Origin of the sequence: Actinoplanes sichuanensis, assembly GCF_033097365.1 — a bacterium.
GTDB lineage: Bacteria > Actinomycetota > Actinomycetes > Mycobacteriales > Micromonosporaceae > Actinoplanes > Actinoplanes sichuanensis.
On sequence record NZ_AP028461.1, the window covers coordinates 10,905,423 to 10,932,368 of the forward strand.

General features: G+C 70.2%; 25 protein-coding genes. 17 read left to right on the forward strand and 8 right to left on the reverse strand.

Features of this window, described 5'->3' with window-relative positions; genetic code table 11:
* Positions 1-1,057 precede the first annotated feature (1,057 nt).
* On the reverse strand, positions 1,058-1,834 hold the full coding sequence (gene lexA / locus Q0Z83_RS50160) for a transcriptional repressor LexA (RefSeq protein ID WP_317790641.1): 777 nt from the start codon (positions 1,832-1,834) through the stop codon (positions 1,058-1,060).
* Between the two features lie 249 nt (positions 1,835-2,083).
* Here lexA and Q0Z83_RS50165 point away from each other — a divergent pair, with 249 nt between their 5' ends.
* The 3 genes from Q0Z83_RS50165 (at position 2,084) to Q0Z83_RS50175 (ending at position 6,061) form a co-directional block, all read left to right on the forward strand.
* Positions 2,084-2,221, forward strand: a complete 138-nt coding sequence (locus tag Q0Z83_RS50165) for a hypothetical protein (protein WP_317790642.1) — start codon at positions 2,084-2,086, stop codon at positions 2,219-2,221.
* 341 nt (positions 2,222-2,562) lie between these two features.
* Positions 2,563-3,081: a transcriptional regulator NrdR gene (gene nrdR, locus Q0Z83_RS50170; RefSeq protein WP_093619981.1), complete on the forward strand. Its 519-nt coding sequence runs from the start codon at positions 2,563-2,565 to the stop codon at positions 3,079-3,081.
* Between the two features lie 82 nt (positions 3,082-3,163).
* Positions 3,164-6,061 carry a vitamin B12-dependent ribonucleotide reductase gene (locus tag Q0Z83_RS50175; RefSeq protein ID WP_317790643.1) on the forward strand — a complete coding sequence of 966 codons (2,898 nt, stop codon included), beginning with the start codon at positions 3,164-3,166 and terminating at the stop codon, positions 6,059-6,061.
* 120 nt (positions 6,062-6,181) lie between these two features.
* Here the strand turns inward: Q0Z83_RS50175 and Q0Z83_RS50180 are convergent, their stop codons facing one another.
* The 4 genes from Q0Z83_RS50180 to Q0Z83_RS50195 form a co-directional block, all read right to left on the reverse strand.
* Positions 6,182-7,141 carry an SGNH/GDSL hydrolase family protein gene (locus Q0Z83_RS50180; RefSeq protein ID WP_317790644.1) on the reverse strand — a complete coding sequence of 320 codons (960 nt, stop codon included), beginning with the start codon at positions 7,139-7,141 and terminating at the stop codon, positions 6,182-6,184.
* 69 nt (positions 7,142-7,210) lie between these two features.
* On the reverse strand, positions 7,211-7,759 hold the full coding sequence (locus tag Q0Z83_RS50185; RefSeq protein ID WP_317790645.1) for a hypothetical protein: 549 nt from the start codon (positions 7,757-7,759) through the stop codon (positions 7,211-7,213).
* An 80-nt stretch (positions 7,760-7,839) separates the two neighbouring features.
* A complete protein-coding gene (locus tag Q0Z83_RS50190) occupies positions 7,840-8,742 on the reverse strand; it encodes an alpha/beta fold hydrolase (RefSeq protein ID WP_317790646.1) in 903 nt (300 codons plus the stop codon).
* Complete coding sequence (locus Q0Z83_RS50195) at positions 8,739-9,197, reverse strand: hypothetical protein (RefSeq protein WP_317790647.1); 459 nt, start codon at positions 9,195-9,197, stop codon at positions 8,739-8,741. The genes Q0Z83_RS50190 and Q0Z83_RS50195 overlap by 4 nt, the downstream gene beginning before the upstream one ends.
* Positions 9,198-9,250: 53 nt before the next feature.
* On the opposite strand from Q0Z83_RS50195, the gene Q0Z83_RS50200 reads away from it, so the two are divergent.
* Positions 9,251-9,472: a DUF5522 domain-containing protein gene (locus Q0Z83_RS50200; protein WP_317790648.1), complete on the forward strand. Its 222-nt coding sequence runs from the start codon at positions 9,251-9,253 to the stop codon at positions 9,470-9,472.
* Between the two features lie 66 nt (positions 9,473-9,538).
* A complete protein-coding gene (locus Q0Z83_RS50205; RefSeq protein ID WP_317790649.1) occupies positions 9,539-10,108 on the forward strand; it encodes a hypothetical protein in 570 nt (189 codons plus the stop codon).
* Between the two features lie 46 nt (positions 10,109-10,154).
* Here Q0Z83_RS50205 and Q0Z83_RS50210 read toward each other — a convergent pair whose 3' ends face one another.
* Positions 10,155-10,844 (reverse strand): metal-dependent transcriptional regulator, encoded by a 690-nt coding sequence (locus tag Q0Z83_RS50210; protein ID WP_317797348.1) that lies wholly within the window; start codon positions 10,842-10,844, stop codon positions 10,155-10,157.
* Between the two features lie 151 nt (positions 10,845-10,995).
* Here Q0Z83_RS50210 and Q0Z83_RS50215 point away from each other — a divergent pair, with 151 nt between their 5' ends.
* Both Q0Z83_RS50215 and Q0Z83_RS50220 read left to right on the forward strand, forming a co-directional pair.
* Positions 10,996-12,177, forward strand: coding sequence for an acetoin utilization protein AcuC (locus Q0Z83_RS50215; RefSeq protein WP_317790650.1), 1,182 nt, complete (start codon positions 10,996-10,998; stop codon positions 12,175-12,177).
* 3 nt (positions 12,178-12,180) lie between these two features.
* Positions 12,181-14,736 carry a bifunctional acetate--CoA ligase family protein/GNAT family N-acetyltransferase gene (locus Q0Z83_RS50220; protein ID WP_317790651.1) on the forward strand — a complete coding sequence of 852 codons (2,556 nt, stop codon included), beginning with the start codon at positions 12,181-12,183 and terminating at the stop codon, positions 14,734-14,736.
* 1 nt (position 14,737) lies between these two features.
* Here the strand turns inward: Q0Z83_RS50220 and sigB are convergent, their stop codons facing one another.
* Positions 14,738-15,691: an RNA polymerase sigma factor SigB gene (gene sigB / locus Q0Z83_RS50225; protein ID WP_317790652.1), complete on the reverse strand. Its 954-nt coding sequence runs from the start codon at positions 15,689-15,691 to the stop codon at positions 14,738-14,740.
* A 271-nt stretch (positions 15,692-15,962) separates the two neighbouring features.
* On the opposite strand from sigB, the gene Q0Z83_RS50230 reads away from it, so the two are divergent.
* Positions 15,963-16,751 carry a sporulation protein gene (locus tag Q0Z83_RS50230; protein ID WP_317790653.1) on the forward strand — a complete coding sequence of 263 codons (789 nt, stop codon included), beginning with the start codon at positions 15,963-15,965 and terminating at the stop codon, positions 16,749-16,751.
* A 4-nt stretch (positions 16,752-16,755) separates the two neighbouring features.
* Here the strand turns inward: Q0Z83_RS50230 and dtd are convergent, their stop codons facing one another.
* Positions 16,756-17,175 carry a D-aminoacyl-tRNA deacylase gene (gene dtd, locus Q0Z83_RS50235; RefSeq protein WP_317790654.1) on the reverse strand — a complete coding sequence of 140 codons (420 nt, stop codon included), beginning with the start codon at positions 17,173-17,175 and terminating at the stop codon, positions 16,756-16,758.
* A 256-nt stretch (positions 17,176-17,431) separates the two neighbouring features.
* On the opposite strand from dtd, the gene Q0Z83_RS50240 reads away from it, so the two are divergent.
* The 9 genes from Q0Z83_RS50240 to Q0Z83_RS50280 are packed head-to-tail and all read left to right on the forward strand — an operon-like array spanning position 17,432 to position 26,930.
* A complete protein-coding gene (locus tag Q0Z83_RS50240) occupies positions 17,432-19,372 on the forward strand; it encodes a methyl-accepting chemotaxis protein (protein ID WP_317790655.1) in 1,941 nt (646 codons plus the stop codon).
* A gap of 17 nt (positions 19,373-19,389) precedes the next feature.
* A complete protein-coding gene (locus tag Q0Z83_RS50245) occupies positions 19,390-20,946 on the forward strand; it encodes a chemotaxis protein CheW (RefSeq protein ID WP_317790656.1) in 1,557 nt (518 codons plus the stop codon).
* 13 nt (positions 20,947-20,959) lie between these two features.
* Complete coding sequence (cheB, locus tag Q0Z83_RS50250; protein ID WP_317790657.1) at positions 20,960-22,018, forward strand: chemotaxis-specific protein-glutamate methyltransferase CheB; 1,059 nt, start codon at positions 20,960-20,962, stop codon at positions 22,016-22,018.
* A 37-nt stretch (positions 22,019-22,055) separates the two neighbouring features.
* Positions 22,056-22,679 (forward strand): HEAT repeat domain-containing protein, encoded by a 624-nt coding sequence (locus tag Q0Z83_RS50255; RefSeq protein ID WP_317790658.1) that lies wholly within the window; start codon positions 22,056-22,058, stop codon positions 22,677-22,679.
* Positions 22,679-23,545: a CheR family methyltransferase gene (locus Q0Z83_RS50260; protein ID WP_317790659.1), complete on the forward strand. Its 867-nt coding sequence runs from the start codon at positions 22,679-22,681 to the stop codon at positions 23,543-23,545. The genes Q0Z83_RS50255 and Q0Z83_RS50260 overlap by 1 nt, the downstream gene beginning before the upstream one ends.
* Complete coding sequence (locus Q0Z83_RS50265; protein WP_317790660.1) at positions 23,545-23,943, forward strand: response regulator; 399 nt, start codon at positions 23,545-23,547, stop codon at positions 23,941-23,943. The genes Q0Z83_RS50260 and Q0Z83_RS50265 overlap by 1 nt, the downstream gene beginning before the upstream one ends.
* Positions 23,940-26,306, forward strand: coding sequence for a chemotaxis protein CheA (locus Q0Z83_RS50270; protein ID WP_317790661.1), 2,367 nt, complete (start codon positions 23,940-23,942; stop codon positions 26,304-26,306). Before Q0Z83_RS50265 ends, Q0Z83_RS50270 begins: the two co-directional genes overlap by 4 nt.
* Positions 26,287-26,562, forward strand: a complete 276-nt coding sequence (locus Q0Z83_RS50275; protein ID WP_317790662.1) for a hypothetical protein — start codon at positions 26,287-26,289, stop codon at positions 26,560-26,562. The genes Q0Z83_RS50270 and Q0Z83_RS50275 overlap by 20 nt, the downstream gene beginning before the upstream one ends.
* Positions 26,559-26,930, forward strand: a complete 372-nt coding sequence (locus Q0Z83_RS50280; protein ID WP_317790663.1) for a response regulator — start codon at positions 26,559-26,561, stop codon at positions 26,928-26,930. The genes Q0Z83_RS50275 and Q0Z83_RS50280 overlap by 4 nt, the downstream gene beginning before the upstream one ends.
* Positions 26,931-26,946: the final 16 nt, after the last annotated feature.

Here is a 26,946-nt window from a genome sequence, read left to right on the forward strand (position 1 = left end):
GCGTCGCCCGTGGCGTGCCGCCCGTGGCGCGTCGCCCGTGGCGTGCCGTCCGTGCCGTGCCGTCCGTGCCGTGCCGTCTGTACCGCGTCATTCACTCTCGCGCCGTGCCGTCTGTGCCGTGCCGCCCATGTCATGCCGCGTCGGCCGTGCCGCGTCGTTCACTCTCGCGCCGCGTCGTTGACGCTCGTGCCGCGGCGCCGTTCCGCGCCGCACCGTCCGTGCCATGCCCCGGCGTCCACGCCCGCGCCGCGCCGTCCGGCCGTGTCGCGTCGTCCAGGTCCGCGCCGCGCCGGCCATGCCGGGCGGCGTTGCCTGCGCCATGCGGGTCGTCCGTGCTATGCCGCGCTGCGTTGCGCAGCCCGCGCTGCGCTCGCGCTCGTTCGCGTCTGTCGCGCTCGTGCTGTGCGCAGCGCCTTCCGTATTCGTGCCGAGGGTTTTCCGAAGCGGTACCTCAGCGATCCGGGGAGGACGACCGTCCGGCGGCGGGGTATGGCCTGCGGGCGTGGACGGCGCGGCATGGCACGGACGGCGCGGCACGGGCGTCAACGACGCGGCGCCGTGAGGCACGGACGTTGGTTGGTCATCCGGCGGCGCGGTGTGGCTGCCTCCGGGGCGGGTTGGCGTTTCCGACGTGTCGCTGTTTCCGACGTGTCGCTGAGACGGTGGCAAGTGCCGCTGTTGATCGCCTAGGAGGTCCGAGGAGCAGAACCACATCCCCGCCGACGATGACCGAGCGCCCCGACGGGCAGTGCCATCCACATCGAGGCCACCAAAAAGATCATCGGCGCCACGGGATCCGCGACCGTCCCGGCCGAGACGCCGCTCGCGCTGGTCAAGGCCGACGGCTGCCCGGCGGCGTGGGTCGGCCGAGGCCGGGTCTGGTCTGTCGGCGACTTGAGAACCCGACGGACGAGGACAGCACCGGGGGCCGGGTGGAAGCCTTCTACACAGGTGGGTACGCGTGGCCGTATCACCGCGGGTTTGAAAAGACGGACCGCAGTGAGGTGGCTTCCGGGCCGGACGCCGGGAATGTCCGGTGTCCGGCCCGGAAGGGGCGTCAGACTCGGCGGAGGACCGCCACCACCCGGCCCATGATCGTGGCGTCGTCGCCGGGGATCGGGTCGAAGGCCGGGTTCGCCGGCATCAGCCAGACGTGACCGTCGCGCTGACGGTAGCTCTTGACCGTGGCCTCGCCGTCGATCATCGCGGCCACTATGTCGCCCGCCTCGGCGTTGGGCTGCTGGCGCACGACCACCCAGTCCCCGTTGCAGATCGCGGCGTCGATCATCGAGTCGCCCTTGACCTCGAGCATGAACACGTCGCCCTCGCCGACCAGCTCGCGTGGCAGCGGGAAGAACTCCTCCACCGACTGCTCGGCGAGGATCGGGCCGCCGGCGGCGATCCGGCCGACCAGCGGGACGTAGGCGGGCTGCGGGCGGGCCGCGCGCAGCGCCTCGTCGTCGACCAGCTCGCCCGGTGCGCGGACGTCGACGGCGCGTGGCCGGTTCGGATCACGGCGCAGGTAGCCCTTGGTCTCCAGCGCCTTCAGCTGGTAGGCCACGCTGGAGGGGGAGACTAGGCCGACCGCCTCGCCGATCTCGCGGACGCTCGGGGGGTAGCCGTATTTCTCCACCCAGTCCCGGATGAACTCGAGGATCCGCCGCTGGCGTGCGGTGAGGTCGGAGGCGACCACTTCCGGCACGTTACCGATCGGTGTGACCGCGCGTAGCTGCGGCGCGTCCGAGCCGCGGGACCTGGTCGGCGTGGTGCGGCGCCGGGCCGTCTCGGGCTTCCTGGTCTGCTGCTGTCGGCTGGTGCGGTCTTCGGTCGACACGTCCGCCCTCCCTGTCGGCCAAGTGCCTGACGGCACGTGGTGCGTCGCGGAGCCGGGCGACGTCGTGGGGATGGCGTGCGTCCGGCTGACCCTCTTCTCGGAAAACCTAGTGTGCAGGTCCGACATATTCAAACATCTGTACGAGATTTTCCCGGCGTGTCGCTCCACAGGGCTCGACTTTCGTACCTCCGTTCTGATAAACCCTCGTACGGGCGTTCTATCGAACGGGTGTCCGAGAGGGGTCTTGTCATGACGGTCAGTGGTGCGCGACACGCCGAGCCGCCGCTGCGCCTCACCCGCCGTGGCCGGGTGGTGCTGCTGAGTCTGTTCTTCGCCGCCGTCGGGTTGGCCTATGTCGTCCTCCTCACCACCGCGTCTCAGGGCTGACCTCCGCCTTCCGGGCCGCCCGGGTTTGATCTCCGTCGGGTGTGCTGCCCGATTCTTCGGCGCGTCGATTCGCTCGATCCGGCCGCTGCGCGTGATGGTGTCATCACCCCAGGTGGTGAGGCGGAAAATACGGCGCGTCGGCACACTGCTGAACTTGCATCGGCGTCCGCCGGGGCCTAGCGTCTACCCCAACATCTAGTGGTTACACGGATGTAAGTCGTCCACAGGTTGGGTTTCCTTCTCACCGGTTATCCACAGCGCGGCCAGTTGTCCCTGATGCTGGTGGCGCTGCGTTTCGGCGTGTCCGAAACCCGGCGGGAGGGATCCGGAGGGAGATCACGGTGCGCTGCCCGTACTGTCGTCACGCCGATTCGCGCGTGGTCGACTCGCGTGAGGCCGACGACGGTCAGCTGATCCGTCGCCGCCGATCGTGCCCGGAGTGCGGCAAGCGGTTCACCACGGTCGAGGAGGCCGTCCTCGCCGTGGTCAAGCGCAGTGGTGTCACCGAGCCCTTCAGCCGGACCAAGATCATGAGTGGCGTGCGCAAGGCCTGTCAGGGCCGGCCCGTCGACGAGGACTCCATCGCGAAGCTGGCGCAGCGCGTGGAGGAAGCCGTCCGGGCCCGCGGTGCCGCCGAGATCCCCAGCCACGACGTGGGTCTGGCGATCCTCACGCCGTTGCGTGAGCTCGACCAGGTGGCTTACCTCCGGTTCGCCAGCGTGTACAAGTCGTTCGACTCTCTCGACGAATTCGAGAAGGAGATCGCCGCGCTGCGCGAAGCCGGCCCCGACCGGGAACCCGGGACACGACATCCTGTCGCGCCGCGGTCCGGGGGACGCGCACCCAAGCTGAACGGCTGAGGCGTCAGTTCGGCCGGCCTCAGCCCGAGGCACTTCTTACCGACTCATTTGTAGCGGTACCTACGAGGGGGAGCACATCCATATGGCCGGAGACGGCATCACTGCAGGTCGCCAGCGCAGCCGGACGAACGGCGGCGGCGGCGCGGCGGCCGGGGGGCTGCGAGTGGAGCGGGTCTGGACGAGCGAGGGCGTTCACCCGTACGACGAGGTCGAGTGGGAACGCCGCGACGTCGTCATGACCAACTGGCGGGACGGCTCGATCAACTTCGAGCAGCGTGGCGTCGAGTTCCCCGCGTTCTGGAGTGTGAACGCGGCGAACATCGTCACGACCAAGTACTTCCGGGGCGCGGTGGGTACGCCCGAGCGGGAGTGGTCGCTGAAGCAGCTCATCGACCGGGTCGTGCAGACCTACCGCAAGGCGGGCGAGGAGCACGGCTACTTCGCCACCGCGGCGGACGCCGAGCTGTTCGACCACGAGCTCACCTGGATGCTGCTGCACCAGGTGTTCAGCTTCAACTCGCCGGTCTGGTTCAACGTCGGCACCAAGTCGCCGCAGCAGGTCAGCGCCTGCTTCATCCTGTCGGTCGACGACTCGATGGATTCGATCCTCGACTGGTACAAGGAAGAGGGCCTGATCTTCAAGGGCGGCTCCGGTTCGGGTGTCAACCTGTCCCGCATCCGGTCGTCCAAGGAGCTGCTGTCGTCCGGGGGGACGGCGAGCGGCCCGGTCAGCTTCATGCGCGGTGCCGACGCCAGCGCGGGCACCATCAAGTCCGGCGGCGCCACCCGGCGCGCGGCGAAGATGGTCATCCTGGACGTCGACCACCCGGACATCGAGGAGTTCGTCTCGACGAAGGCGCGCGAGGAGGACAAGATCCGCGCGCTGCGGGACGCCGGCTTCGACATGGACCTGGGCGGGGCCGACATCGTCTCCGTGCAGTACCAGAACGCCAACAACTCGGTGCGGGTCAGCGACGAGTTCATGACTGCGTACGAGAACGGCACCGAGTTCGGTCTGCGCGGCCGCCTCGACGGCGAGGTCATCGAGACCATCGACGCCAAGAAGCTGTTCCGGGGCATCGCCCAGGCCGCCTGGGAGTGCGCCGACCCCGGCCTGCAGTACGACGACACCATCAACGACTGGCACACCAACCCCGAGACCGGCCGGATCACCGCGTCCAACCCGTGCTCGGAGTACATGTCGCTGGACGACTCGTCCTGCAACCTGGCCTCGCTGAACCTGATGAAGTTCCTCAAGGCCGACGGTGGCTTCGAGGTGGAGAAGTTCGTCAAGAGCGTCGAGTTCATCATCACCGCGATGGACATCTCGATCTGCTTCGCCGACTTCCCGACCGAGCGGATCGGTGTCACCACCCGGGCGTACCGCCAGCTCGGTATCGGGTACGCGAACATCGGTGCGCTGCTGATGGCGTCGGGTCTGCCGTACGACTCCGAGGGTGGCCGTAGTGTCGCCGCGGCGATCACCTCGCTGATGACGGGTACCGCCTACCGTCGTTCGGCCGAGCTGGCCGGTGTCGTCGGCGCGTACGACGGCTACGCCCGCAACGCCGACGCGCACCAGCGCGTCATGCGTAAGCACGCCGCGGCCAACGACGAGGTCCGCGCGCTCGGCGCCGTCGCCACCGAGATCCTTCGTGAGGCGACCCGCCAGTGGCAGTCCGGCAACAAGCTCGGTGCCAAGAACGGCTGGCGCAACGCGCAGGCCTCGGTGCTGGCGCCGACCGGCACCATCGGCCTGATGATGGACTGTGACACCACGGGTATCGAGCCCGACCTGGCGCTGGTCAAGTTCAAGAAGCTGGTCGGCGGCGGCTCGATGCAGATCGTCAACCAGACGGTTCCACGGGCGCTGCGCAGCATCGGCTACCCGGAGGAGCAGGTCGAGGCGATCGTCGAGCACATCGCCGAGCACGGCAACGTCGTCGACGCGCCCGGTCTCAAGCCGGAGCACTACGCGATCTTCGACTGCGCCATGGGCGAGCGGGTGATCTCCCCGATCGGCCACGTCAAGATGATGGCCGCGGTGCAGCCGTTCATCTCCGGCGCGATCTCGAAGACGGTCAACATGCCGGAGACGGCGACCGTCGAGGAGATCGAGGAGATCCACTACCAGGGCTGGAAGCTGGGTCTCAAGGCGCTGGCGATCTACCGCGACAACTGCAAGGTCGGCCAGCCGCTGTCCGCCGGCAAGTCCGCGAAGGCGGCCGTGCCGGAGAAGATCGTCGACGAGAAGACCGTCGAGAAGATCATCGAGAAGGTGATCGAGTACCGCCCGATCCGCAAGCGCCTGCCGAAGAAGCGGACGTCGGAGACGGTGTCGTTCTCGGTCGCCGGCGCCAAGGGCTACCTCACCGCGTCGTCCTACCCGGACGACGGTCTCGGCGAGGTCTTCCTCAAGATGTCGAAGCAGGGTTCCACCCTGGCCGGTGTCATGGACGCCTTCTCGGTCGCGATCTCGATAGGGCTCCAGTACGGCGTCCCGCTGGAGACGTTCGTCAGCAAGTTCACCAACATGCGCTTCGAGCCGGCGGGTATGACCGACGACCCGGACGTGCGTATGGCGACCTCGGTGATGGACTACATCTTCCGTCGCCTGGCGCTGGACTTCCTGCCGTACGAGACGCGGGCCGAGCTCGGCATCTTCACCGTCAAGGAGCGGACCGCGCAGGCCGCGGCCGAGGCGGCCGCCGCCGAGGCCGCCGAGGAGCTGGCCGGTCTGGCCGCCTCCGCGCCGGTCTCGCCCGCTCCGGCGTCCTCCAAGGTCACGGTGGCCGAGGTGAAGGCCTCGACCGCTCCGGAGACGGCACCGGTGAAGGCCGGTTCCTCGACCGAGCTGCTGGAGATCGTGACCGGCCACGCCGCCGACGCGCCGCTCTGCTTCACCTGCGGCACCAAGATGCGCCGCGCCGGCAGCTGCTACGTCTGTGAGGGCTGCGGCTCCACGTCGGGCTGCAGCTGAGTCCTGAAGTACTGAGCGTCCCCCGGACCGTCACGGTCCGGGGGACGTTTCTTTTGCATCGGTACGGGCACACGCGAACGGCCGGCCGCCTGGGTGGCGACCGGCCGTTCGAGGGGAGCGTCAGACGTTGGACCAGCGGTTGGTACGGCGGTTCTCGATCACGTACCGGCCGGGCACCCAGCGGCCCTGCTTGTAGTGACCGGGAACCCAGACCCGGACCCGCTCGGTGAACGTCCGGACGGTCTGCCAACGTTCCGCGGTGACCGTCTGACCGTCCTTCTGCGACACGATCACCCGGCGCAGGTGCCAGGTACGGCAGTCCCGTTCCGTCTTGCTCTTGGCGTGGCACAGGAACGCCTGACGGGCCTTGTACGGGTTCCCGGTGCCCGGCCACTCCGGGTGCCGGGTGTCGCGCATCGCCTCGTACCAGGTGTAGGCCATCTTGCGGTACCCGAACTCGTTCGGGTGGTGCGCGTCGTAGATGTCCAGCCCGTTGACTGTGGACTGGTCCACCAGGTGCACCTGCGGCCCCTTCTCCTCGACCACGCCGGGGATCAGGGCGTTGTAGGCCCGGTTCGCCGGAACCTCGGAGGCGACCGCGGTACCGATGATCTTCGCGACGTAGATCTCCGCGTGCGGAACCCGGGCCTGGATCCGGTCGATCAGGGCGGACAGCTTGCCGGCCGCCGCCACCGGGTCGTCGGACCGGGTGATGTTGTTGGTGCCCGCGTGCAGCAGGACGACATCGGGCTGGTACGTCTCCAGGCTCCGGTCGACGATCCCGGCGACCCGCTCGATCGTCCAACCGCCGTGGCCCTCGTGGTCGAGGTCGCCGCGGGTGCCCTCGCTCTCCGAACCGACGAAGTCGGCGGACACACCGGCGTCTCGCAGCCGCCGCTGGAGGTCGGCGCGCCAGCCGTTCTTACCCGGCGATCCGACCCCGACGGTGATGCTGTCGCCGAGCGGCATGATCCGCAGAGGTGCGTCGGCCGGCATGGCCGCCGCCGGAGTTGCAAGGCCGGTGCAGGACAGGAGTCCTGCCAACGAAGCAGCGAACATGCCGAGCCGGGAACGCGTCATCTCTGCCCATCCTGGAGTGCCGATACCTACTCCTGGGTATCGGCCTGCCCGGACGGGCGACTGACCCGGTCAGCGCATGTTGCCCCTGGTTCGCAACCAGACACCGAATTCGACGGCGGTACGCACCCCGTGCTCGAGGACGGCGGTGTAGATGTCGAAGCCGCCGATCTCATCCGGGTACTCCGGGCGCTGGTGCCAGGCGGTCTTGATGGCGAGGATCGCCTGCCGTTCCTCGGCGGTCAGCCGGCCGGCGAGTTCCCGGTGCCATTCGCTGCCGTCGGCGTGATCGTCGTTCAGCCAGATCGACAGGTCGACACGCCACGCGCCGACGGTGAGGACGACGTGGTACCGCTCCTCCCTGGGGAGTCCGGTGGGGGACCGGTCAGCACGCTCGTCGCGATAATCGAAACCGGTCAGGCCGGGGATCGTCACCGCCCGGCCCAGCAGCTCGACCACGTCCGCCGGGCCGAACTCCGGGCCGCCGAGGAGCATCACGTCCAGGTCCCGCCAGACCATCAGCCCCGAGACGAAACTGCCTGTGGGCATGAGCGGTCCCAGCGGCCCCAGTAGCGCCAGCAGCGTGCGCGCCTCCGCCTGCAGATCCTCCGGGCTGGCCATCCGGCTCTCCTCTCCGACCACGTTCCCGCCCCGTTGACGCACATTGTCGGATGTGGCGGGTCCGCGCCGGAATAGACCCCCTACCTGTGCTCGGTGAGGAAGTCGGTGATCACTTTCGCCAGGAGGGTGGGCTGCTCGATCACCATGGCGTGGGAGGCGTCGGCCAGCGACAGATGACGTAGGTGCGGGATCGACTGCGCCTGCTCGACCAGGAAGCGGCGGTGTGCGGCGTACAGCTCGGCGAACGGCTCCTGCTGGGGCAGGTCGCGGGTCGGCAGCACGACCAGCTCGGGACAGGTCGTCGCGGCGTAGACCGGGGTCAGGTCCAGCTCGTTCATGTCGGCTCGCAGCCGGCTGGTGAGCGCGGCCGACGGACGGATCGACGTCTCGCCGCCGAGGTGCACGAGGTTGCGCCGGAAGCCCTCGATCCACACCTTCTCGTTGGCGCCCATGTCACGGGCCGCCATCCGCTGGGTCTCCACCAGGTCGGGCAACTGGTCGGCGGGGATCACCTGCCCGGCGGCGGCCTCGACGGCGTCGAAGACGGCGTGCAGGCGGGCCAGCTCGGCGGCGGCCTTCTCCGGGTCGAGGCCGGGCAGGTGCTCGGGCCGGGTGGGCGGCGGGTTGCCGTCCAGGCTGACGATGCCCGGCGACTCGGGGTGCCGCTGCCCCCAGAGGGCGGCCAGCATGCCGCCGAGCGAGTGGCCGACGACCGCGGGCCGCTCCAGTTCCAGCTGGACGCAGACGGCGGCGAGGTCGCCGAGCGCGGCGTCCCAGCTCCAGTCGCCGTCGGCGGAACGGCCGTGGCCGCGCAGGTCGAGCGTGACCACCCGGTGGTGGGGGCGCAGCGCCCGGGCCAGGGTGGTCATCTGGGCCAGGTTGCCGCCGGCGCCGTGCACCAGCAGCAGCGGCGGGTCGTCGCCGCCGAAGTCACGGACGGCGAGCTGCACGCTGCCGGCGTCGATCAGGCGGTCGTTGATCATCGAGACTCCTCGGTGGGCGGTGTGTTGCGGAGCCGGTCGCGGATGGCGGCGACGGGCACGCCGCCGTCCGGATGGCGGGGCAGTCGGCCGCGGCGGACCAGGTCGTGGACGCCCTGTCGACTGATGCCGAGCATCGCGCCGGCCGTCGCCAGTGAGACCGCGGCCGCATAGGGATGCCCGACCCGCCGGACCACGATCTGCCCGAGTGGAGTGCGCCACCAGTCGACGGGCGGATGGAAGCCCTCGTCGTCGGGGTAGAGCGAGCCGATCAGCCGGGCGATCACGTGGACCGCGGCGGGTTCGTCGCCGTGCTCGAGCACCTCGGCCCACTCGGCCACCCGCCGCCGCAGCAGGGTGCGGATCGCGTCGCCCGGCCGGTCGTCCTCGAGGAGGATCTCCAGGGGGTCGAGCAGACGGTTGTCGAGCAGGCGGAGCAGCTGCCCGGCGAGGTCCATGGGAGCATCCTGTCGCTACTTGACAGCGGGTGTCAAGCGATATGGTCCGAGAGGTGAACCGTCCTCTGACCGAGCCCCATCCGTCCCGTCTGGCGCCGGACCATCCACGCCGGGCCGAGATCCTCGCCGCCCACTCGGCGGCCCTCGACGCGGGTCAGGCCGGCTATCTCGACCCGGATTCCGGGCTTTTCGTGCTGACCGCCGGATTCCTGTCGGCCCGGGGGACCTGCTGTTCCCGCGGCTGCCGTCACTGCCCGTATGTGGGCGGCCCCTGAGTGCCCCTTCCGTGATCGGCCCCCGTTCAGTACGGTGTGTGCGCCCGCCCCCGGGGAGGATCGCAAGTGCCTACGCGTCTGGCCGCTCTCGGCGCCGCCGTGCTGTTCGCCGTGTCCGGCTGTAGCAGTGGCTCAGCCGATGAGGACGCCACCATCGTGACCCCGGTCGCGCCGGCCGAGGACCTGGCCGAGCTTCCGGCCGCGTCCGCCGGTGGCGCGTGCATCCTGTGGGACTACGACTTCATCGAGCAGATGATCGGCGTCCGGTTCGCGGTGGCCGCCGCCGACCAGGTCGAGGACACGTCGACCTGTGTGGTGCAGCCGCTGTCCGCGCCCTGGCCCGACCTGGCGCTGTCCGTCGTGGAGACCACGAAGGCGAACGCGACGATCTTCCTCGACACCCGGATGCCGGAGAAGGCGACGAAGCTGACCGGTCTGGGCCGGGCCGGTTACCGCCTGGACACCAAGGCGACCGGCGAGCACGGGCCGACCGTGGAGATCGGCTGGCTGAGCGAGGCCAAGCAGCTCCAGACGCTCCGCTTCACCTTCGCGAAGGGCGCCACGGCGGCCGACGTGAAAGACATGGACAAGAAGCTTCTGGAGCTGGCGAAGGCCTTGAGCACCACGAACGGCTAGGCCGGCCCGAAGAACAGACAGAAGGGCCGGCCTAGTCGACGAACGACTAGCGCGCCGCCACGAAGACCCGGGACGCCACCTCACGGGGCAGCCGGATCTTGTCACCGGCCGAGCCGTCGATGGTCACCCCGTCGCGCTCCTGAGCCACCGTCACCGTCGTCCCCGGGTTTATCCCGGCGGCGTGCAACTGGCGCAGCACATCCGAGTTGGTCTGCACGCTCTCGCAGATCCGCTGGATGACGACGCTGCCGCTGAGCCCCGGGAACGCCAGGTTGCGCTCGCCGTGGATCAGGAGATCGGACGTGTCGTCCGGAGCGCCGAGCTGGTCGAGGCCGGGAATCGGATTCCCGTACGGCGAGCGGGTCGGCTTGTTGAGTAGCTCGTAGACCCGCTTCTCGACGGCGTCGCTCATCACGTGCTCCCAGCGGCAGGCCTCCTCGTGGGCCTCCTCGTAGGGCATCCCGATGACGTTGACGAGAAGCAGCTCGGCGAGCCGGTGCTTTCGCATGACCGCGACCGCCGACGAGCGGCCGAGGTCGGTGAGCACGAGATGACGGTCGCCCTCGACGGTGAGAAGGCCGTCGCGCTCCATCCGAGCGACGGTCTGACTGACCGTGGGACCGCTCTGGTGCAGGCGCTCGGCGATCCGGGCGCGGAGCGCGGGCACACCTTCTTCTTCAAGCTCGAGAATGGTGCGCAGGTACATCTCGGTGGTATCGACGAGATCATTCACGATGCGGCCCTCCCAGCAGCGATAATACCGCGTTGCGCAGGGTTGACCTCCGCCCCGGACAAGTGCCTGACGACCCTACCCGACGGCGGAACACGTGTGCTAACAGCACATCGCCACGACCGGGGGACGCCCGGCGCATGGCAGCATGGCGGGCATGGCGGACGACACGACTGTGGTGGTCTGGGACAGTGCCCTGCTCGAGTACGACATGGGCGACCATCCGCTCAATCCGGTGCGGGTCGAGCTGACCATGGCGCTCGCCCGTGACCTGGGCATTCTGGACCGTCCCGGGGTTCAGATGATCGCCCCGGCGGAGGCAAGTGAGATCGATCTCACTCGGGTGCACCGCGCCGATTATCTGGACGCGGTCCGGATCGCCCCGATCGATCCGTTCTTCTCCGGCTGGGGACTGAACACACCGGACAATCCGGTTTTCGACGACATGCATCAGGCCTCGGCCCGGATCTGCGGCGCCACTTTGGCCGCGGCCCAGGCGGTCTGGCACGGCGTGGCCCGCCGGGCGGTGAACGTGGCCGGCGGCCTGCACCACGCGATGCCCGCCCGCGCGGCCGGCTTCTGCGTCTACAACGACCCGGCCGTGGCCATCGCCTGGCTGCTGGAGCAGGGCGCGCAGCGGGTGGCCTACATCGACGTCGACGTGCACCACGGCGACGGGGTGCAGACCGCGTTCTACGACGACCCCCGGGTGCTCACGATCAGCCTGCACGAGTCGCCGCTGGCGCTCTTCCCGGGCACCGGCTTCGCCGACGAGACGGGCGGGCCGAACGCCGAGGGCACCTCGGTCAACGTGCCGCTGCCGCCGGGCACCGACGACGCCGGCTGGCTGCGGGCCTTCCACGCGGTGGTGCCGTCGGTGGTCCGGGCGTTCGCCCCGGAGATCATCATCAGCCAGTGCGGCGCCGACGCCCACCGGCTCGACCCGCTGGCCGACCTGCGGCTGTCGGTGGACGGGCAGCGCGCCGCCTACATCGCCATGCGCGCGCTGGCCGACGAGGTCTGCGACGGCCGCTGGGTGGCCACCGGCGGCGGCGGATACGCCCTGGTCGAGGTGGTTCCGCGGGCCTGGGCGCACCTGCTCGCGGTGGCCACCGGGGAGCCGCTGGCACCGGAGACCCGGATCCCGCAGCGGTGGCGCGCGCTGGCCGCGGCCCGCCGGCCGGGGGCTACCATTCCGGAGGCGATGACCGATGGGACCGAGCCCCCGCTGGAGTCCTGGCCGGGGACGAGCGACGACCCGGTGGACCGGGCCGTTCTCGCCACCCGGACCGCGGTCTTCCCGTTGCACGGCCTGGACCCCCACGATCCCCGGGACTGACTCATGGAGCGCAGCGCAGACGTTCTCCTCTCCGACGGGACGGCCGTCCACCTGCGCCGGATCCGGCCGGAGGACGCTCCGGCCATCGTGGACTTCCACTCCCGGATGAGCGATCGCACCCGCTACCTCCGCTACTTCTCGCCGTACCCCCGGATCCCCGAGCGCGACCTTCAGCGTTTCGTCAACGTCGACCACCGCGACCGTGAGGCGTTCGTGACGCTCGCCGAGGGCCGGATCACCTCGGTCGGACGGTATGAACGGCTCGGCCCGGACTCGCCGGAGGCCGAGGTGGCGTTCGTGGTGGAGGACGCGCTCCAGGGCCGGGGGATCGGTTCGGTGCTGCTGGAGCATCTCGCCGACGCGGCCCGGGAGAACGGGATCACCCGCTTCGTCGCCGAGGTCCTCCCGGAGAACAACGGGATGCTGCGGGTCTTCGGCGACACCGGCTACCAGGTGCAGCGCCGCTACGCCGACGGTGTGGTCCATCTGAGCTTCCCGATCGAGCCGACCGAGAAATCGCGCGAGGTGCAGGAGTCCCGCGAGCACCTGACCGAGGCCCGCTCGATCGCCCGGCTGCTGGCGCCCCGGGGCATCGCCGTCTACGGCGCCAGCGCGACCGGCCACGGGATCGGCGCGCACATGCTCGGCAATCTGCGCGACGGCGGCTACACCGGGCAGGTGGTGCCCGTGCATCCCTCAGCCGAGCGGGTGGCCGGGCTTCCGGCGTACCGCAGCGCCGTCGACGCCGGTGTGCCGATCGACCTGGCCCTGATCGCCGTGCCGGCCGATCGGGTGGCGGAGGCCGGGACGGATGCCGCCCGCGCGGGCGCGGGCGGCGGGGTGGTGGTCTCGGCGGGCTTCGCCGAGACCGGTCCGGAGGGTGCCGCGCAGCAGCGCGGCCTGGTCGAGGCGGCGAGGGCGGCCGGGTTGCGGGTGGTGGGCCCGTCCAGCTTCGGGATCGCCAACACCGACCCGGCGGTACGGCTGAACGCCACCCTCTCGCCACGCCTGCCGAAGGCGGGCCGGGTCGGTTTCTTCAGCCAGAGCGGCGCGCTCGGGGTCGCCCTGCTGGCCGAGGCCGATCGGCGCGGCCTGGGCCTGTCCAGCTTCGTGTCGGCCGGTAACCGGGCCGACGTGTCTGGCAACGACCTGTTGCAGTACTGGCAGGACGATCCGGGCACCGACGTGGTCCTGCTCTACCTGGAGACGTTCGGCAACCCGCGCAAGTTCGCCCGGCTGGCCCGTCGGATCAGCCGGGTCAAACCGGTGGTGGCGGTGGCCTCGGCGACCCGCCCGCCGGGTCTGTCGGGTGACGCGCCGAGCCCCGACGCGCACGCGGTGACCGCCCTGTTCGCCCGTTCCGGGGTGATCCGGGTGGACACCGTCCAGGAACTCTTCGACGTCGGCATGCTGCTCGCCCACCAGCCGCTGCCGGCCGGCCGGCGGGTCGCCGTGGTCGGCAACTCGTCGGCGCTGGCCGAGTTGGCGGTGGTCGCCTGCCGGTCGGCCGGGCTGGTGGTGGCCGACGGTTACCCGCGCGACACCGGCCCCGAGGCGGACGCCCACGATCTCGCCGACACGCTCGCCGACGCGTCCGTCGACCCGTCGGTGGACGCGCTGGTGGTGGTCTTCGCGCCGCCGATGCCCGGCCGGCACGCCGACGAGGACGCGGATTTCGCCGCCGCGCTGGCGAGCGTGGCCCTGGCCGGCGAGAAACCGACTGTCGCGACGATGGTCTTCGGTCAGGCGCCACCGCGGGTGCCCGCCTATCCATCGGTTGAGGAGGCGGTTCGCGCGCTGTCCCGGGTGATGGGCTACGCCGACTGGCTACGCCGTCCGCCGGGCGTCATGCCCGCTCTGTCCGGCGTGGATCCGGTCGCCGCGGAGGCCGCGGTCGCCGCCGAGTCACCGACCGGCCTGCTCGCCGCCTACGGCATCCGGGTGCTGCCGTCGACGCTCGCGCACAGTGTGGACGAGGCCGTCGCCGCGGCGGTCCAGCTGGGTTTCCCGGTCGCGCTCAAGGCGGCCGGAGGGGCCTTGCGGCATCGGATCGACCTCGGCGCGGTGCGCCTCGCGGTCTCCGACGAGCAGGGGGTACGAGTGGCGTACGGCGAACTGGCCGACGCCTTCGGTCCGGACGTCCTGGTGCAGACCATGGTCCCGCCGGGTGTCGCCTGCACGGTCGAGATGGTCGAGGACCCGGCGTTCGGCCCGGTGATCGGATTCGGTCTCGGTGGCGTGGCCAGCGAACTGCTGGGCGATCTGGCGTGGCGGGCCGCGCCGCTCACCGACCGGGCCGCCGAGGCACTCGTCGACGAGCCACGGGCGGCCCCGCTCCTGCACGGTTACCGCGGGTCCACGCCGGTGGACCGGGCCGCCCTGATCGATCTGCTGCTGCGGGTGGGCCGGCTGGCCGACGAGCACCCGCGGGTCCGGTCGCTGACGCTGAACCCGGTACTGGCCCGCCCGGACGGCTGGTCCGTGCTGCACGCCGCGATCGAGTTCGGCGACCCGGGGGCCCGGCCGGACACCGGCCCCCGGAGGTTGAGAAGCGTTTAGATCAGGAGGCGTAGGCCTCGAGGCGGGACGCCCGCTCCGGGTCACGCAGCTTGAGCATCGTCACCTTCTCGATCTGGCGGATCCGCTCGCGGCTGAGCCCGAACTCGCGGCCCACCTCGTCGAGGGTGCGCTGCCGGCCGTCGTCCAGGCCGAAGCGCAGTCGGATCACCGCGGACTCCCGCTCGGAGAGGGTGGACAGCACGATCTCCACCTCGCTGCGCAGCTCGCCCTGGGTGTGGCCCTCACCGGGAACGTTCGGGTCGACCGCGGCGACGAAGTCACCGAGGGCGCTCTCGCCGTCCTCACCGACCGCCTGGTCCAGGCTGACCGGCTCCCGGTCGTACGAGATGAGCTCGATGACCTGGAACTCCGGCACGTCCATCGCCTTGGCGATCTCGGCGATGCCGGGCTCCCGGCCGAGCTGGGCGGCCAGGTCACGCCGGCAGCGGACCATCCGGTTGACCTGCTCGACCATGTGCACCGGGATGCGGATGGTGCGGGCCTGGTCGGCCATGGCGCGGGTGATGGCCTGCCGGATCCACCAGGTGGCGTACGTGGAGAACTTGTAGCCCTTGGTGTAGTCGAACTTCTCGACCGCGCGGATCAGGCCGAGGTTGCCCTCCTGGATCAGGTCGAGGAAGGCCATGCCGCGACCGGTGTAGCGCTTCGCGATGCTGACCACGAGCCGGAGGTTGGCCTCGAGCAGGTGGTTCTTCGCGGCCTTGCCCTCCGCGGCGATGATGTGCAGAAGAGGCGCCAGGTCGGCGGGCGCCGCCGGCAGCTTCTCCTCGGCGTAGAGGCCCGCCTCGATGCGCTTGGAGAGCGTGACCTCCTCGACGGCGGTCAGCAGCCGGGTCCGGCCGATGCCGTTGAGGTAGGCGCGGACCAGGTCGGCGGAAACGCCGCGCTCGTCCGTGGCGTCCAGGTCGGCCAGCGGCTCGACATCGTCGGTCATGCTGTCCTCAGCCGCCATGGACTCCGACGCCTTCATGTTCAGGACCACTTCGAGTCCCCTCCCCCGAGTAACGTCTCGTGCGTACCAGCCGCATCCGTGCCGGTGTGAGGGCTAGCTTCGTCCGTGGCGCGTTAAGCGGAGGTGAGGCCAGCCTTCAGGTGGCATGAATCGGGGAGAAGCCTGACGTCGTCAAACCGACAACGTGCGCGTTCGGGCCATCGGAGAATTTGCCGGAACTCGATAATGTGCATGGCCCTAGGAGGGGATCTGCGTGGTCTTCAAGCGAATGATGCAAGCGCTCGGCGTGGGCGGCCCGTCTGTCGACACCGTGCTGACCAACCCGAACACCTATCCCGGCGGTTACCTCGAGGGTCAGGTCCACGTGGTCGGCGGCGACCATGCGGTCGACATCGAATATGTGGCGATCGGCCTGATGACCCGGGTCGAGGTGGAGAGCGGCGACAGTGAGTACCAGTCGAACCAGGAGTTCCACCGCCAGCGGCTGACCGGTTCGTTCAAACTGGAGCCCGGCGTGCGCCACGACGTGCCGTTCCGGTTCGAGGTGCCCTGGCAGACCCCGATCACCGAGGTGTACGGCCAGCACCTGCACGGCATGACGATGGGCCTGGCCACCGAGCTCGAGGTGGCCCGCGCGGTCGACAAGTCGGATCTGGACACGGTGGCCGTGCACCCGCTGCCGGCTCAGGAACGGATCCTCAACGCGCTGCTGCAGATCGGTTTCCGGTTCAGCAAGGCCGACGTGGAGCAGGGCCGGGTCTACGGCGTGGAGCAGCATCTGCCGTTCTACCAGGAGATCGAGTTCTACCCGCCGCCGCAGTACGCGAGCGGCATCAACCAGCTGGAGCTGACCTTCCTGCCGACCCCGCAGAAGCTTCAGGTGGTGCTGGAGCTGGACAAGCGCGGTGGCGTCTTCACCGAGGGGCACGACGCGTTCGGCAGCTTCGACGTCGACTACGCGTCCGCCGACCAGATCGACTGGGTGTCCCGGCTCGACCAGTGGCTGCGCCAGTCCGCCTCCCGCCGCGGCCTGTTCTTCTGAACCCCTAGAGCTCCAGCAGGACCGTGCACGGTCCGACATTCACCGACTCGACCAGCATGTGCGCCCGGAAGCGACCGGTCTCGACCGTCGCTCCCCGGGCGCGCAGTGCTTTCACGTACTCCTCGATCAGCGGTTCGGCGACCTCGGCCGGTGCGGCCGCACTCCAGCTGGGGCGGCGCCCCTTGCGCGCGTCGCCGTAGAGGGTGAACTGGCTGACCACGAGCAGCGGCGCGCCCAGGTCGGCGGCCGAGCGGTCGTCCAGCACGCGCAGCTCCCACGTCTTGCGGGCCAGCTCGGCGGCCTTGGTCGGGGTGTCGTCGTGGGTCACGCCGACCAGCACCAACAGGCCGTCCTCGATCTTGCCGACGATCGTCCCGTCCACGGTCACACTCGCCCGGCTCACCGTCTGCACCAGCGCACGCACGCGTTTCTCCCCTCGTTCGGCCGCCGCTGACGCTAGCCGAACGGCCCACCCGTGCCCACGCCGGCGGGGCCGCCGTGAACTCGGTGAATATCTCCTCGTCGGGCTTTCGGGCGGTGCCAGGATTTGCCTGGTCGGAGGGGGTCGTCGAAATGTGAGCTCCGATGGAGAGCGACCGACGTGCCCCGATCCTGGCGACTTGCACACGACTTGCACATCCGTGCGCCGGATCGACCGGACCCAGATGGGAGTTCAACCCATGCCCCTCACCAGCACCGCCACCGGGCGCGGCGCCGACACGTCTCGAGCAGCCCGCCCGGCCGGTCAGCCGGCGGCGGCCCGCCCGGCCCGGGGAGGCGACCCGGACGCGAATCGGCGCCAGGCCCGCTCGGTGGCGAAGCAGCAGCAGGCGGCCGAGCGGATCGCCGCCGCCACCGCCGAGATCTCCGCACAGAACGCCCAGGCCTCCGAGGCCTCCCGGCAGCTCTCCGAGGCGATGCAGCAGATCGCGGCGGGCGCCGAGGAGGCCTCCGGCGCGACCCAGGAGAGCCTGGCCGCGATGAACCAGGTCGAGGAACGGGTCAGCGGCCAGGAGTCGACCACCCGGCAGGTCGCCGAGCTGAGCCAGGCTCTGCAGGGCCTGCTGAACGAGACCCGCAACGGGATCAGCAACCTGCTCGCGAACGTGGACAGCGCGTCGACCAGGCAGACCGAGTCGGTGGCGACCATCACCGAGCTGGAGAAGCAGGCCGACGAGATCGGCGAGATCGTCAAGACGGTCGCGCACATCGCCGACCAGACCAACCTGCTGGCACTGAACGCCGCCATCGAGGCGGCCCGCGCCCGGCAGCACGGCAAGGGCTTCGCGGTCGTCGCCGACGAGGTCCGGACGTTGGCCGAGACCAGCGAGCGCAGCGCCCGGCAGATCCGCGATCTGATCGACGAGGTGCGCAACAGCGTCACCGAGATCGCCGGTGCGGTGCAGACGTCCGCCGAGACGGCCCGCGGCGAGGTGGAGAAGGGCAAGACGATCACCTCGCAGTTGGAGACTATCCGTGCCGACATGGGCACGATCATGGCCGGAGCGACCGAGATGGCGGCTGCCGCCGGGCAGGCCAAGAAGGCCGCGGCCAGTGCCAAGCAGCGGTCCGAGGAGATCGCCGCGGCGGCCGAGCAGCAGTCCGCGGCCTGCGAGGAGTCCCTGCAGACGGTGGCTCAGCAGACCCAGGCGCTGCGGCAGAGCGATCAGGCCGCCGAGTCGCTGGCGGAGGTGTCGGAGACCCTGCGCAGCAGCACCGACATCGCCAAGAGCGCCGAGGAGGTCGCGTCCGCGGCCGAGGAGCTGTCGGCCGCGGTGGAGGAGATCAACCGGGCGGCCAGCCAGATCAACGTGGCGATCAACGAGATCAACACCGGCGCGCGTACGGCGGCCGAGAAAGGCCAGCAGACCGCCGAGGCGGTGAACCAGATCGAACAGGGCGCCCAGCTCTCGTCGACCCGGGGCGGGGCCGCGGTGGAGCGCGCCGACGTGATTCTCGAACTGCTGGCCGGCAACAAGCAGGCCGTCGACTCGATGATCAACGCGATCGGCACGGCTGCCCGCGAGGGCATCGAGAACGTCCGCAAAGTGACCGAGCTGGAGCAGATCTCCCGGCGGATCGACAAGATCGTGGACGCCATCGCGAACGTCTCGATCCAGACCAACATGCTGGCCGTGAACGGGTCGGTCGAGTCGGCCCGGGCCGGCGAGTTCGGCAAGGGCTTCGCCGTGGTCTCCACCGACATCCGCAACCTGGCCCGAGACTCGGCGGACAACGCCGACCGGATCAAGGACCTGGTCAAGTCGGTGCAGGACCGGATCGTCGAGGTCCGGGCCGACCTGGAGGAGACCAGCCGGCTGTCGCTGGCCGAGGTGGAGTCGGCGAAGGCCACCACCGCCCGGCTCGAGGAGATCGAGCGGGACATGCAGCAGGTCCGCGGCGGTAACGAGGAGGTCCGCGAGTCGGCCCTGGCCATCGCGGAGACGCTGGGCCAGGTCAAGTCGGGCCTGGAGCAGATCTCGTCGGCGGCCAACCAGGCCGAGCAACTGGCCGGTCAGGCGTCCACCGCGGCCCGGGAGCAGGCCCAGGGCGCCGAAGAGCTCGCGGCCGCGGTCGAGGAGATCGCCGCGCTCGCCGACGAGCTGCAGAACGCCGCCTGAGCGGGACGGGGAACGACATGGACGCCGACACCGATCTCGCCGACGACGAGTTCGACGAGAACAGCGACTTCGTCACGTTCGACATGGCGGGGGAGCGGTACGCCTTCCCGATGCAGCGGGTCCAGGAGATCATCCGGATGCCCGCCGTGGTGAAGGTGCCGCTCGGCCCGCCGTCGCTGGAGGGCCTGGCCAATCTGCGCGGCCGGGTGCTGCCGGTGGTGAGCCTGCGGATCTGCTGCGCGATGGAGCAGACCGAGCACGACGAGACCACCCGGGTGATCGTGGTGGACGGCGGGGTGCCGCTCGGCTTCGTCGTCGACCGGGTCTCCAGCGTGATCAGCATCGACCCGCAGCAGGTGGAGTCGGCCGAGTCGGTGCAGTCGACGGTCAACTCGGACGTCCTGGTCGGGGTGATCAAGTCCGGTGAGGGCGAGATGACCACGGTGCTCGACGTGGACCGGCTGATCGGCAGCCAGTTCACCCGGCTCGCCTCCGAGAAGCGGGGTGGCCGGGACAGCTCGGCGGTGACCCGGCTCGCCGCCGAGGGCGACGCCGACGCCGATCTCGACGACACCCTGGAGCTGGTCAGTTTCGCCGTCGAGGGGCAGGAGTACGCCCTCCCGATCGACCAGGTGCAGGAGATCGTGCAGGCCCCCGAGTCGGTGAGTCACGTGCCGAACGCCGGCAGCCGGGTGCTGGGCGTGATCGACCTGCGTGGCCGGCTGCTGCCGGTGGTGAGTATGCGCCGGGTCTTCGGGCTGCCGGTGACGCCGCTGGAGCCGCAGAACCGGATCGTGGTGGTCTCCATCGACGGCGGCGTGGTGGGCGTGGTGATGGACACCGTGCGCGAGGTGCTGCGGGTGCCGCACGAACTGGTCGCCCCGCTGCCGAGCGTGGTGGCCGGGGAGGGCCGCAAGACCGAGGTGGAGTCGGTGTGCCGGCTCGAGGACGGCAGACGCCTGGTCTCGGTGCTGAGCGTGAACCGGATGTTCGACTCGCCGGAGGTACGCAACGAGATCGCCGACTATCGGCAGGAGGACGAGCCCGACATGGTCGACGAGCGGGCGGCCGACGACGGCCGCGGCGACGAGGAGCTGTTCGTGGTGTTCCGCCTCGACGACGAGGAGTACGCCGTCGACGTCGATGCGGTGCAGGAGATCATCCGGGTGCCGGAGGCGCTGATCCGGGTGCCCAAGTCGTACGACTTCGTGGAGGGCCTGGTCAACCTGCGCGGCACCGTGCTGCCGGTGGTGGACCTGCGGACCCGGCTCGGGCTGGGCCGGACCGAGCGCGACGAGCGGCAGCGGATCGTGGTGCTGATCATCGGCGGGGTTCGGACCGGGTTCATCGTGGACTCGGTGGCCGAGGTGGCCCGGGTCGGCCGCAACGTGCTGGAGCCGGCCCCGGAGCTCTCCGCCGAACAGGCGCGGGTGGTGTCCCGGGTGGCGAACCTGCCGGACCAGCAGCGGATGCTCCTGCTCGTCCAGGTGGACCAGTTGCTCGCGGCGGGGCAGGCGGATCAGGCCGCGGAGTTGTGCGTGACGGTCGCCGACGAGGCGCTCGTCGGGGTCTGATCGGAGTCTCGCGGTGCCTACGTCCGTACTCGTGGTCGACGACTCGGCGCTGATGCGGCGCGCGCTCAAGGGGATCCTCGCGGAGGCCGGCGGGTTCGAGGTGCACACCGCCCGGAACGGGGTGGACGCGCTGGAACAGCTCGGCCGCCTCCAACCCGACGTGGTGACCCTGGACATCAACATGCCGGAGATGGACGGGCTCACCTGCCTGGCCCGGATCATGGAGGAGCAGCCCACCCCGGTGGTGATGGTCTCCTCGCTGACCGAGCACAACGCCCTGGTCACGTTGGAGGCGCTGGAGCTGGGGGCGGTGGACTACGTGCCGAAGCCGGGCGGCACGGTGTCGCTGAACATCGACGAGGTGTCGACTGACCTGATCAACAAGGTGCGCAACGCGTCGGCCGCGAAAATCAAGCGGGCCGGTGGTCTGAGCGCCCGGCTCAAGGCGCAGAGTCGGCGGACCGCGGTGCCGCCGCAGCGCGAGATCGGCGCCGTCGGCGCGGTGGACCTGGTTCTGATCGGATCGTCGACGGGCGGCCCGGCCCTGCTGTCCGATCTGCTCCCGCAGTTGCCCGGCACGCTCGGGGCGCCGGTGGTGGTGGCCCAGCACATTCCGGCCTCGTTCACCGGGGCGCTGGCCCGCCGCCTCGACGAGATCTGCGCGCTGCGGGTGCACGAGGTCGACCGGATCATGACGGTGCAGCGCGGGAACATCTACATCGGGCGGGGCAACGCCGACGTGGTGGTGGCCCGGCGGACCGACGGCCTGATCGTCAAGAGCGTGCCGTCCACGCCCGAGTACCGCTGGCATCCGAGCGTGGACCGGCTGGTCGCCTCGGCCCGCCGCTACATCGACCCCAGCCGGCTGGTGTGCGCGCTGCTCACCGGCATGGGCGACGACGGCGCCAAGGAGATGGCGGTGGTCAAGGAGGGCGGTGGCCGAACCATCGCCGAGGCCGAGGAGACGGCCGTGGTCTGGGGCATGCCGGGGGAGTTGGCTCGCCGGGGCGGGGCCACCGTGGTGCTGCCGTCTTACGAGATCGCCGAGAAGCTGGCCGACTGGGTCCGCTGAGCGGCCGTCGCTGAGCGCCGAGGAAGAGGGAAGCACGATGGGACTCGTCCGCAAGCAGGCCCCCCAGCAGCCGGAGGAGGTCCTGCCCGAACCACCCGACACCGGGACACTGCTGAGCCAGTTGGACGACCCCGACCCGGACTGCCGGCGGGAGGCCGCCCTCGGCCTGGTCGACGTCGCCGAGGCGGTGCCGGAACTGCTGGCCCGAGTGGGCACCGAGGAGGATCCCCGGGTTCTGGAGTCGATCCTCACCACGCTCGCGGCCCGCGACACCGAGGAGGTGGCCGGCGGGCTCGCGGTGCACCTGGCCAGCGACGAGGCCGTGCTGCGGACCGCGGTCGCGGCGGCTCTGGCCACCATGCCGCAGTCGGTCCCGGCGCTGCTGCCGAACCTGCTGGCCGCCCCCGACCACGACGTCCGCGTGATGACCGCGATGGTGCTGGCCGACCTGCCACATCCGGAGGCGCACACCTGGCTGGTCAAGATGATCTGTGAGGACCCGCACCCGAACGTGGTGACCGGGGCGATCGACGCGCTGCTCCCGTCGGCCACGGCCGAGGACGCCCAGTTGCTGCGCGACGCCGTGGAGCGATTCCCGGACGACCCGTTCCTACGGTTCACGGTGAACGCGGCACTGCCCCGGCTGACCGGGACGGCGTGATGACGAGCGCTGCCGCCACGGGGCTGTCCGACGCCGACTTCACTCGGTTCTGCGACTACTTCTACAAGCGCACCGGGATCCACTTCACCGCGTCGAAGCGGTACTTCGTCGACAAACGGATCGACGCCTGCATTCGCAACTCCCGGTACGACACGTTCGCGAGCTGGTTTGCGGCGCTGCGGACGGCCGACCGGGGCGACATGGTCCAGGACCTGATCAATCAGCTCACCGTCAACGAGACCTACTTCCTGCGCGAGGACTACCAGTTCGACGCCATGCTCAGCACGGTGCTGCCCAACGTACTGGCGGCCCGCGGGGGCGTCGGACGGATGACCGGGCCGGTGAAGATCCTCTCGCTGCCGTGCTCGACCGGCGAGGAGCCGTACTCGATCGCTCTCCGTCTTCTCGAGGAATGGGACCAGATCGACCACGTGGACGTCGAGATCCACGGCGCCGACATCGACAGCGACGTGCTCGCCAAGGCGGCACACGCCAGCTACGGCGAACGGTCCGTGCAACGAGTGCCGAAGACCTGGCTGAGCAAGTACTTCGTCGCCGTCGGGTCCGGCCGCTACCAGGTCGACGAGGGTATCCGCAGCGCGGTGACCCTGCACCGGGTGAACATCTGCGACACCGCCTCGATGCGGGCGTTCCGCGACTTCGACGTCGTCTTCTGCCGCAACGTGCTCATCTACTTCGACGAGCTGTCCAGCCGCCGGGCCGCCGAGAACCTGTACGGCGCGATGCGACCCGGCGGCTACCTGTTCCTCGGCCATTCCGAGTCGATGAGCCGGATCTCGCCGATCTTCACGCCGACCCGCCTGCCGGAGGGCCTCGTCTACCAGCGACCGAGCGGAGCCAAGTGATGACCGCGGACACCCCGACCCGAGCCCGGGTGCTCGTCGTCGACGACGCCGCAACGGTGCGGCTCTACCACTCCAGCCTGCTCACCGGGGCCGGGTTCGAGGTGAGCGAGGCGGCGAACGGCCTGGAGGCGGTCGAGGCGGCCCTCGGCGCCTCGTTCGACCTGTTCGTGGTCGACGTGAACATGCCACGGATGAACGGCTACACCTGCGTCGAGACGCTGCGTTCGGAGACGGTCGGCAGCGACGCCCCGGTCGTGATGATCAGCACCGAGGACCGGCCCGGCGACGCCGACCGGGCGTACCAGGCCGGCGCGAACCTCTACCTGGTCAAACCGGTGGCCGGCGACCGGCTGGCCCGGATCGCCACGATGCTGACCGCCGGGAGGGACGCCGCATGAACCCGCTGCTCGCGCAGTTCCTCGCCGAGGCCAACGACCTGCTGGCCCAGGTCGACGAGGGGTTGCTCCAACTGGAACGGGTGCCCGGCGACCCGGAGCTGGTCAACGAGGTGTTCCGGGCCGCACACACCTTCAAGGGCTCGTCCGGCCTCTTCGACTTCCCGGAGCTGACCCGGCTCACCCACGCCGCCGAGGACCTGCTGGACGCGGTCCGTGGCGGCCGGCTGGCGCTCGACTCGCAGATGACCGACGACCTGCTGGCCGCCTTCGATCTGATCCGCGGCTGGCTGGCCCACGTCACCGCGCACGAACGGCTTCCGGCCGGCGCCGGGACCGACGCGGCCGGGCTGATCACCAAGCTGCGTGCCCCGCTCGGCGGCGACACCGAACCCGCCGCCGCGGCCGTGGGCGTACCGGCGCCGGTGATCGACGCCGCCCCCGACTGGCTGGCGTGGTTCGACGCCGAATGGCTCACCGAGATCGCCGCCTGGCTGGCCACCACCTCGTCGAGCATGCGGTTCGTCTACTACACGCCGGACACCGACTGCTTCTTCCGGGCCGAGGACCCCCTGCACCTGGCCCGGCAGGTGCCCGGCCTGGAACGGCTCGGCGTGGTGCAGCCGCAGACCTGGCCCGACCCGGACGAGTACGACGAATACACCTGCATGCTCTCGTTCGTGCTGGCCACCCGGGCCGCGCTCGGCGAGCTGGAATACCTGTTCCGGTACGTGCCCGACCAGATCCACATCGTCGAGCTGGACTCCGGCGCGATCACCAGGCACCTCAGTGGCGAGCCTCCGCTCACCGCGGAGGTGCCGGTCACCGTCGCGATCACCCCGATGATCGACTCGGAGCTCGCCGCCGACGCCCGGGCCGTGCTGCACGCCGCGCACCGCACCCTGACGATGGAGGGCGTCGTCCTCGAGGGTGCCCGGCTGCGGTCGGTACGGCACGCGGTCGCCGCGGCGGCCCGGGCCCTCGGCCTGGCGGTGGATCTGACCGAGGCCGGTCCGGACGAGCTGATCGCGACGGTCGTCCGGCTCGCCGGTGAGGCCGCCCCGGCGCCGGCCCCGGTCGTCCCGGACACCTCCGACGTGGCGGTGCCGCCACCGGCCCCGATGGTGGTTCCGGCCGAGATGGCCGGCCGCGCCGACGACCCCGGTGGCCAGGTCGGCACCCGGGTCCTCAAGGTCGACCAGGAGAAGGTGGACCGGCTGATGGAGCTGGTCGGCGAGCTGAACGTGGCCAAGAACGGCCTGACCTTCCTGGCCGACGCGGCCGAGGAGGAGTTCGGCAGCCGGGTGCTCAGCCGTCGGATCAAGGACCAGTACGCCGGCATGCACCGGATCGCCGAGGAACTTCAGGCCGCCGTGATGGACGTTCGGATGCTCCCGCTGTCGGTGGCGTTCGGCCGGTTCCCGCGACTCGTCCGCGACCTGAGCCGCCGGCTCGGCAAGACCATCGAGCTGGTCACCGAGGGCGAGGACACGATGGCCGACAAGGACGTGATCGAGGCGCTCGGCGACCCGCTGGTGCATCTGGTGCGCAACAGCCTCGACCACGGCATCGAACCGTCCGACGAGCGGATCGCGGCGGGCAAGCACGGCGCGGCCCGGCTGACCCTCGCGGCGGTGGCCGACGGCGACGCGGTGATCGTCGAGGTCTCCGACGACGGGCGGGGCGTCGACCCGGAACGGGTCAAGCGCAAGGCGTACGAGAAGGGCCTGATCTCCGAGGAGGAGTTGGAGTCGCTCTCCGACACCGAGGCGGTCGACCTGGTGTTCCGCCCGGGATTCTCGACCGCCGACCAGGTTTCGGACCTCTCCGGACGGGGAGTCGGGATGGACGCGGTCCGGGCCAGCGTGGAGAAGCTCGGCGGCACCGTCACCATGCGCTCCAAGCTGGGCCAGGGCACGTCCACCCGACTGCGACTGCCACTGTCGATGGCGGTCACCCAGGTGATGGTGGTCAGCGTCGCCGGGCAGCGGTTCGGCATCCCGGTGGACCTGGTCGTCGAGACGGTACGGGTCCCGGCCGGCGAGATGAGCCGGGTGCTGCACCAGGAGGTGGTGATGATGCGCGGCGAGGTGGTCCCGGTGATCGACCTGGCCCGCGCCCTGGACATGCCGTGGACGCTCGCCGAGGGAGCCGACCGGCCGATCCTCGTGGTCAGCGTGAACAACCAGCGGGTCGGGCTGCTGGTCGAACAGTTCCACCGCGAGGTGGACGTGATCCTCAAGCCGATGGAGGGCCTGCTCGCGTATGCCGACGAGTTCTCCGGCACCGCGCTGCTCGGCGACGGCCTGGTCCTGCTGGTGCTCAACATGAAGGAGGTGCTCGGTCTTGCCACTCGAGTTGCATGAGGAGACCGCCAACCTGGTCGGCGTCGTCACGGTCGACGAGGTCGAGCAGTTGACCGGCTGGCTGCGCACCGCCAAGCGGCCGAAGATCTCCCTGCGCCGTTGCAACCATCTGCACACCGGCGCACTCCAGGCCCTGCTGCTTTTCAAGCCGAAGATTTCTTCAGCGCCGAATGACGCCTTCCTGGCGGCTCAGGTGCTGCCACTGCTCACGACGAGCAGTGGCCCAGCCCACAAGCAGGGAAGCGATCCTCCATGACCACTGTGATGCTCGTCGACGACTCCGCCACCATGCTCATGAGCCTCAAGGCGATCCTGACCAAGGCCGGTTACGCGGTCGAGACCGCCGGACACGGCAAGGAGGCGCTCGACAAGCTCGGCAAGGGCGTCAAGCCGAACCTGATCATCAGCGACGTGAACATGCCGCAGATGGACGGGATCACCTTCGCCCGCGAGGCCCGCAAGGCCCCGGGCATGCGCTTCACCCCGATTCTCATGCTGACCACCGAGTCGGAGCAGACCAAGCGGGCCGAGGCCAAGGCCGCCGGAGCCACCGGATGGCTGGTCAAGCCGGTCGGCCCGGACCAGCTCCTCGGCGTGATCAAGCAGGTTCTCCCCGGGGCCTGATCGACTGACCGGCGAA